6 protein-coding genes (1 of these 6 running past the window's edge) are annotated in these 7639 nt (G+C 65.5%); 4 read left to right on the top strand and 2 right to left on the bottom strand.

Going from position 1 to position 7639, the window contains the following annotated elements; translation table 11 throughout:
- The 3 genes from hrpB to K0P03_RS18635 all read left to right on the top strand — a co-directional run.
- A protein-coding gene (gene hrpB / locus K0P03_RS18645; RefSeq protein WP_272790305.1) for an ATP-dependent helicase HrpB crosses the window boundary here: on the top strand, window positions 1-1488 show its 3' portion. The gene continues 981 nt to the left of window position 1, outside the view; the window shows 1488 of its 2469 coding nt (coding positions 982-2469); the start codon falls outside the window, past its left edge; the stop codon is at window positions 1486-1488.
- Window positions 1489-1709: 221 nt separating this feature from the next.
- Complete coding sequence (locus K0P03_RS18640) at window positions 1710-3011, top strand: ActS/PrrB/RegB family redox-sensitive histidine kinase (RefSeq protein WP_050745400.1); 1302 nt, start codon at window positions 1710-1712, stop codon at window positions 3009-3011.
- Window positions 3012-3088: 77 nt separating this feature from the next.
- Window positions 3089-3658, top strand: a complete 570-nt coding sequence (locus tag K0P03_RS18635) for an ActR/PrrA/RegA family redox response regulator transcription factor (RefSeq protein WP_272790304.1) — start codon at window positions 3089-3091, stop codon at window positions 3656-3658.
- 113 nt (window positions 3659-3771) lie between these two features.
- Here the strand turns inward: K0P03_RS18635 and K0P03_RS18630 are convergent, their stop codons facing one another.
- Window positions 3772-4302, bottom strand: a complete 531-nt coding sequence (locus K0P03_RS18630) for an MmcB family DNA repair protein (protein ID WP_272790303.1) — start codon at window positions 4300-4302, stop codon at window positions 3772-3774.
- A gap of 368 nt (window positions 4303-4670) precedes the next feature.
- Between K0P03_RS18630 and K0P03_RS18625 the strand changes: the two genes are divergently transcribed.
- Complete coding sequence (locus K0P03_RS18625; protein ID WP_024270131.1) at window positions 4671-5333, top strand: L,D-transpeptidase; 663 nt, start codon at window positions 4671-4673, stop codon at window positions 5331-5333.
- A gap of 107 nt (window positions 5334-5440) precedes the next feature.
- Here K0P03_RS18625 and K0P03_RS18620 read toward each other — a convergent pair whose 3' ends face one another.
- Entirely contained in the window at window positions 5441-7603 is a 2163-nt protein-coding gene (locus K0P03_RS18620) for a malate synthase G (RefSeq protein ID WP_272790302.1), read from the bottom strand.
- Window positions 7604-7639: the final 36 nt, after the last annotated feature.

The following is a 7639-nucleotide window of genomic DNA, read 5'->3' as shown; positions in this document are numbered from 1 at the left end:
CGCGCCGGCCGCGCTGGGCGAACCGAACCGGGCATCGCCATCCGCCTCTGGCATGCCGGACAGACGGCAGCGATGCCGGCCTTCACGCCGCCGCAGATTCTTTCCAGCGATCTCTCTGGCTTCATGCTCGATCTCGCGCATTGGGGTGTCAGCGATCCCGCCGCGTTGCGGCTTGTCGACCAGCCGCCCGCCGCGGCGGTGGAGGAAGCGCGCAACCTGCTGCGTCTCCTCGGGGCGCTCGACGCACAGGGCGCATTGACGCCGGCCGGAAAACGCATCCGGGAGCTGGCGCTGCCGCCACGGCTGGCGGCCATGATCCTGCATGCCGCCGAAGACGGCCAGCAAGGGGCCGCGGCGCGCCTCGCCGTGCTCCTGACCGAACAGGGCCTCGGCGGACCGGCCGTCGATATCGAGGAGCGCCTGCGCCGCTTCTCCGGCGAACGCGGCGAGCGGGCCGAGGCGGCGCGGAAACTCGCCCAGCGTATGGCCGAGGGTTTCGGCGCGACGAAGGGTGGCACGGTCCCGGTCCCCGGTGCCCTGCTGCTGCATGCCTTTCCCGATCGCGTCGCCCTGCAGCGGGGTGGCCGGGGGCGGTTCGTCATGGCGAACGGGCGCGGGGCGGAGCTGCCGGAGACCGAGCGGCTCGCCGGCGCCGACATGATCGTCGTCGCCGACCTCACCGGGCAGGCCGGGCGGCAACGCATTCTCGCCGCGGCGGAAATCAGCCGCGCGGATGTCGAGGCGGAACTCGCCGAAACCATCGTGCGGGAGGACCAGTGCGTCTTCGACCGCGCCAGCCGCCAGGTGCGCGCGCGCCGGGTCGTGCGTCTCGGCGCAATGATTCTCGAGGAGGCACCACTCCCGCGGCCAAGCGGACCAAAGGCAGCGCTGGCGCTTGCCGACGGGGTACGCCAGCTCGGCCTTGTCGTGCTACCCTTTTCCCGCGAGACGGCGCAATTGCGCGACCGCATCGGCTTCCTCCACCGCTCGATCGGTGCACCCTGGCCGGATACCGGCGACGAGGCGCTGCTTGCGACACTCGACAGCTGGTTCGTGCCGTTCCAGGAAAACAGCCGCAGCCTCGAAGAGGTGAAGCCCGCAAGCCTCCAGGAAGGGCTGATGGCGCTGGTGCCCTATGAGGTGCAGCGCGACCTCGCCCGGCTGGCACCCACTCATTTCGAGGCGCCGACCGGCCAGCGCCACCCGATCCGCTACGATGGCGACGAGCCGGTGCTGGCGATCCGCGTGCAGGAGCTCTTCGGCCTGAAGCAGCATCCGGCCGTGGCGGGCGGGCGGCTGCCACTGCTGCTCGAACTCCACTCCCCCGCACACCGGCTGATCCAGACGACGCGCGACCTGCCCGGTTTCTGGGCCGGCTCCTGGCGCGACGTCAGGGCGGATATGCGCGGGCGCTATCCGAAACACCCCTGGCCGGAGGACCCGGCAGACGCCCTGCCGACGACGCGCGCCAAGCCGCGCGGAACGTGATCGCGCAACTTCCGGCGATTGCCGGAGGTTTTGCGTCGGAAATTGCAGAAAGACAAATCGTTCCGGGCATCTCGCAGTTTAGAGCCATTCCGGCAAAGTGCGCAGCGGCCTTGCATCTGCAATTGCTTCAGAACAAGCGGATGAAGCGCTTTCGCGATTCGAAGAAATGCGGAAATGCTCTAGAAGGGCGAATGCGGGTTCGCGAACGGAAGGAAGACGGGATGACGGGTTACCAGGACATCGACTTCGAGGGCTCCGGCCGGCGTCTGCGTCTCGAAACGATCATCCGGCTGCGCTGGCTGGCGGTCGCCGGTCAGTCGATCACGGTCATCGTCGTCGGGCTGTGGCTCGATTTTCCGCTGCCGCTGCTGCCGGCGGCGGTGCTGATCGCGCTGCTCGCCGCGGTCAACTTCTTCCTCGCCGTGCGCTTCGCCCCGACGCACCGGCTGACGCCTGCCTCCGCCTTCCTGCTGCTCGCCTTCGACCTCTGCCAGCTCACGGCGCTGCTTTTCATTACCGGCGGACTTGCCAATCCCTTCGCACCGCTCGTCTGCGTGCCCGTCATCATCTCGTCCTCGCTGCAGCCGATCCGCTTCAGCCTGCCGCTCGGCCTGCTCTCGGTATTCGGCATCACGGCGCTTGCCTTCACGCCCTTTCCGCTGCCCTGGTTTCCCGGCACGCTGCTGGTCGTGCCGCCGATCCTGACGGCCGGGCTCTGGTTCGCCATCGTGTCGACCACCGCCTTTGCCGCCTTCTACTCCTACCGCGTGTCGCAGGAGGCAGCGGAGCTTTCCGATGCGCTCGCGGCGACCGAACTCATCCTCCAGCGCGAAAAGCACCTTTCGCAACTCGACGGCCTGGCGGCGGCGGCAGCGCACGAGCTCGGCACGCCGCTTGCCACGATCAGCGTCGTGGCGCGCGAAATGGAGCGCGAACTCGGCATGGACGACCGTTTCAAGGAAGACGTGCAGCTCCTGCGCAGCCAGAGCGAACGTTGCCGCGACATCCTGCGCCGTCTCACCACGCTTTCGGCAGCGGACGAGGCGCATATGCGCGTGCTGCCGCTCTCCTCGCTGCTGGAGGAAGTGCTGGCGCCGCACCGCGAATTCGGCATCCGCCTCAACCTCGTCGAAAACGGCGAACGCGAGAACGAGCCGGTCGGCAGCCGCAATCCCGGCATTCTCTACGGTCTCGGCAATCTTATGGAAAACGCCGTCGACCATGCGCGCGAGGAGGTGACCATCACCGTCAGCCACACGGCGGAACGGGTGACGATCGTCATCGAGGACGACGGCGACGGCTATGCGGCGGATATCCTCCAGCGCATCGGCGATCCCTATGTCACCAAGCGCCAGCGCGACGAGCGGGCCGGCGGACTGGGGCTCGGGTTGTTCATCGCCAAGACGCTGCTGGAGCGCTCCGGCGCGAAACTGACCTTTGCCAACCGCACCGGCGACCGGCCGGGCGCCCGCGTGTCGGTCGATTGGCCGCGGGGCCGCATGGAGGCAAAGGCCGCAAAATGACTTTACCCACCCCGACTTACGGGTGATAAGCTGATCCTCATCAAGAATGGACGAAATTCGGCCACGAAAGACGAAAAATGGCAGAAAACACCGAACCTCACGCGGCAACCGACGATATCGGGCCCGATCCTTCCCTTCTCCTCGTCGATGACGACGCGCCGTTCCTGCGCCGCCTTGCGCGCGCCATGGAGACGCGGGGCTTTGCCGTCCATACGGCCGAGTCGGTTGCCGAGGGCATCGCCAAGGCCAAGACAAACCCGCCGAAATTCGCCGTGGTCGATCTCAGGCTCGGCGACGGCAGCGGCCTCGACGTCATCGCCGCCATCCGCCAGCGCCGCGACGACACGCGTATCATCATGCTGACCGGCTACGGCAATATCGCGACGGCCGTGAACGCCGTGAAGCTCGGCGCGGTCGATTATCTCGCCAAGCCGGCGGATGCCGACGACATCTTCGCCGCACTGACGCAGCGCCCGGGCGAGAAGGTGGAACTGCCGGAAAACCCGATGTCGGCAGACCGCGTGCGCTGGGAGCATATCCAGCGCGTCTATGAGATGTGCGACCGCAACGTCTCCGAGACCGCCCGCCGCCTCAACATGCACCGCCGCACGCTGCAGCGCATCCTCGCCAAGCGCGCGCCGAAGTAGGCTCGGACTTCGGGGACCCTTATCCGGCCCTTTGGGCCACCTTCTTCCCGTCGGGGAGAAGGGGGCGGCAGCCGGATGAGGGGCTCACCCCTCAAAAGCGCCTCAAAGCGATATCACACCGCCGCGTCGCGCTCTCCTGCAACGATGGCCGACATATCAGCCCCCTCGCCCCTTGTATCCGCCGCGAACTCCGCCAGCATCAGCCGGGCCGCGGCGACGCGGGCAAAGGCGAAGGTGACGGATTTTCGCGTCGGCGCCGGCAGCTTGTGCTCCGGCGCCTCGCGGATGATATGGGCGCCGTAGCCATCCGAGAGGATGAGGCCGCAATCCTCCGGGAAGATATCGAGCGGCACTTCCTTGTGGGTGGCGAAGAACAGCCGGTCCGAGTGACGCCGGTAATCCGGCCATTTGCGGTCCACCCTGAAATCCTCGATCGACGTCTTGATCTCGACAATCCAGATCTCGCCCCTGTCGGAGAGGCTGATGAGGTCCGCGCGCCGGCCGCTGGCCAGCGTCAACTCGGGCAGCACCGCATGGCGCATCTCCGTCAGTATGCGCTGCACGCCGCGGCGCACCATCATGGCCCGGTCGGACTGGCGTCCGTCGACCAGCGGATTGTCGTTGTGAATGGAAACGATCGTCATGGGGCACCCTCGGCGAATCGCATTCTATCCGCAAATGCGCCCGGTGAAAAAGTTAAGGGCGCCACGTGATTCGGAGCGCGCGAAAGACTCTCTTAACCGCGCCACACGGATCCTGTGCGGCTTCGGGCCAGCGCTGCGGAAGACCATTGAACAGGTCGGAAAGGCGTGCTTGTCCTGATCCGGACGCGGCGAAAGCGGCAGGCGGGCAGGTCTTGTTGTTGCAAAAAAACAATCACCGGCCTTTTTGCTCAAGTGCAGGCCCGCGCCGGAGCACACAGACTTGCATTGACTGGTTTAATCGAAAATAAACCATAATCGATGAAAGTTCCGCGGCTCGGAACTTCTTAATTTCCTATCAAGAGACTCACATGCGCTTCCGCAATGCCCTCCTTCTGTGCGGCCTCGCAGCAGCCGTCACGCTCGCCGGTTGCTCCTCCTCCTCGACCTCGCTTCCGGGCGAAAAGGTGGCGACCAATGCTATCTTCACATCGGAATATGGCCCTGTTGAGGACAACGGCTATTCCCTGCCGGGTATCCCGATCAACAAGGTGAACACCAAGTTCCACCGCCAGATCGTCGACTACGCGACCAAGGAAAAGCCCGGTACGATCGTCGTCAACACGCCGAACCGCTTCCTTTATTATGTGCTGCCCGGCGGCAAGGCCGTGCGTTACGGCATCGGCGTCGGCAAGGCGGGCTTTGCCTGGCAGGGCGAGGCCTACATCGCCTGGAAGCAGGAATGGCCGACCTGGCATCCGCCGGAAGAAATGGCCGTCCGTCGTCCCGATGTCGCCCGCTACGTCAAGGAAGGCATGGGCCCGGGCCTGAAAAACCCGCTCGGCGCACGCGCGCTCTATCTCTTCAACGAGCAGGGCAAGGACACGCTGTTCCGTCTGCACGGCACGCCGGAATGGGCCTCCATCGGCACGGCCGCCTCGTCGGGCTGCATCCGCCTGATGAACCAGGACATCATCGACCTTTACAAGCGCGTCCGCCCCGGCAAGGGCGCCCGCGTCGTCGTCCAGCAGTAAGCGGAAAAAATCCGCTTAAGAAAGAAGCCGCCGGAGCGATCCGGCGGCTTCTTTTGTTTTGGGCGCCTTCCGGCAGGGACAAAACCCTGCCGGCGCGAAAAGCGGGATCAGGCCGCAGCGGCCTTCAGCTCCAGGCGGCGGCGGTGGAGAACCAGCTCGGTATAGCCGTTCGGCTGCTCGCGGCCCTTCAGGACAAGATCGAGCGCCGCCTGATAGGCGATGGAACCGTCGAAGTTACCGGCCATCGGACGATAGAGCGGATCACCGGCATTCTGCCCGTCGACGACGGCGGCCATGCGCTGCATGGTCTCCTCGATCTGCGCTTCCGTCACCACGCCGTGGTGCAGCCAGTTGGCCATGTGCTGGGCGGAGATGCGCAGCGTGGCGCGGTCTTCCATCAGGCCGACATTGTTGATGTCGGGCACCTTGGAGCAGCCGACGCCCTGGTCGACCCAGCGCACGACATAGCCGAGAATACCCTGCGCATTGTTGTCGAGCTCGCGCTGGATTTCCTCCGGCGTCCAGTTCGGCCGGACGGCGACCGGCACCGAGAGGATGTCGGAGAGCTTTGCCCGCGGGCGGGAGCGCAGCGTCGCCTGAACCTCGGCGACATTGACCTTGTGGTAGTGCGTCGCATGCAGCGTCGCGGCCGTCGGAGAGGGAACCCAGGCGGTGTTGGCGCCGGCCTTTGGATGGGCGATCTTCTGTTCCAGCATGGCGGCCATCAGGTCGGGCATGGCCCACATGCCCTTGCCGATCTGCGCATGGCCGGACAGGCCGCATTCGAGGCCGATATCAACGTTCCAGTTCTCGTAGGCACCGATCCAGGCGGCCTGCTTCATGTCGCCCTTGCGGATCATCGGGCCTGCTTCCATCGAGGTGTGGATCTCGTCGCCCGTGCGGTCGAGGAAGCCGGTGTTGATGAAGACGACGCGCTCCTTGGCGGCGCGGATCGCTTCCTTGAGGTTGACCGTCGTGCGGCGCTCCTCGTCCATGATGCCCATCTTCATGGTGTTCGGCGCCATGCCGACGGCAGCCTCGACGCGGCCGAACAGCTTGCTGGCAAAGGCAACCTCTTCCGGCCCGTGCATCTTCGGCTTGACGACATACATCGAGCCTTCGCGCGAATTCTTGCGGCGGCCGTTCGGGCCGACATCGTGCAGCGCGATCAGCGCCGTCACCATGGCATCCATGATGCCCTCGGGAACCTCGTTGCCCTCGCGATCGCGGATCGCCGGGTTGGTCATGAGGTGCCCGACATTGCGCACCAGCATCAGCGAGCGGCACTTGACCTCGAAAGGCGAGCCGTCCGGCGCGGTGTAGGTGAAGTCGCTGTAGAGCTTGCGCTCGACCGTCTCGCCACCCTTGGTGAACGTCTCCTTCAGGTCGCCCTTCATCAGGCCGAGCCAGTTGCGATAGACGAGGATCTTGTCCTCGGCATCGACAGCCGCGACCGAATCCTCACAGTCCATGATCGTCGTCAGTGCCGCTTCGACATTGACGCCGGCAATGCCGGCCGGATCGGTCTTGCCGATTTCGAAGTCGCGGTTGATCAGGATCTCGATGCCAAGGCCATTGTTCTTCAAAAGCAGATGGCGCCAGCCGCCGTCGCCTTCCGCATGGCCGGCATACTGTTCCGGCCGCTTCAGCGAAACGGCACGGTCGCCTGCGGAAAGGCGCAGGTCCGCACCGGCCTCGATACCGGTGAGGTCGGCCCAGCGGGCGCCCTCGAGCGGAGCCGCCTCGTCGAGGAAGGCCTTGGCCCAGGCGATGACCTTCTCGCCGCGCTTGGGATTGTAACCCTTGCCCTTTTCCGCACCGTCCGTTTCCGGGATCACATCCGTGCCGTAGAGCGCATCGTAGAGCGAGCCCCAGCGCGCATTGGCAGCGTTCAGGGCGTAGCGTGCATTCATGACGGGAACGACAAGCTGCGGGCCGGCGAGGCTGGCGATCTCGGGATCGACATTGTCCGTCGTCACCTTGAATTCACCGCCTTCCGGCAGCAGGTAGCCGATCTCGCGCAGGAAGGCCTCGTAAGCCGCCATGTCCACCGGCGCGCCGTTGGCGCGGTACCAAGCGTCGATCTTCTCCTGCAGCGCGTCGCGCTTGGCCAGCAGCGCGCGGTTTTCCGGCGCAAGGTCGTGCACGACGGCGGAAAACTCATCGAAGAAACGCGCAGCGTCCACGCCCGTGCCGGGAAGCGCCTCCGTGACGATGAAATCATGTAGGTCGCGGTCGATCGAAAGACCGGCTTTCTCGATATAGGTCATGTAAAAAACTCCGAATGACGGGACGAGGGGGGAGTA

Source organism: Shinella sp. HY16 (genome assembly GCF_028534175.1).
GTDB lineage: Bacteria > Pseudomonadota > Alphaproteobacteria > Rhizobiales > Rhizobiaceae > Shinella.
Note: the sequence above shows the minus strand (reverse complement) of the source record. Positions and strands in the feature narration are given on the sequence as shown.

Bases quoted from the DNA above. Each gene is read 5' to 3' on its own strand.
- K0P03_RS18635 (WP_272790304.1), top strand. From the start codon at position 3,089: ATGGCAGAAAACACCGAACCTCACGCGGCAACCGACGATATCGGGCCC.
- K0P03_RS18620 (WP_272790302.1), bottom strand. From the start codon at position 7,603: ATGACCTATATCGAGAAAGCCGGTCTTTCGATCGACCGCGACCTACAT.
- K0P03_RS18625 (WP_024270131.1), top strand. From the start codon at position 4,671: ATGCGCTTCCGCAATGCCCTCCTTCTGTGCGGCCTCGCAGCAGCCGTC.
- K0P03_RS18640 (WP_050745400.1), top strand. From the start codon at position 1,710: ATGACGGGTTACCAGGACATCGACTTCGAGGGCTCCGGCCGGCGTCTG.
- K0P03_RS18630 (WP_272790303.1), bottom strand. From the start codon at position 4,302: ATGACGATCGTTTCCATTCACAACGACAATCCGCTGGTCGACGGACGC.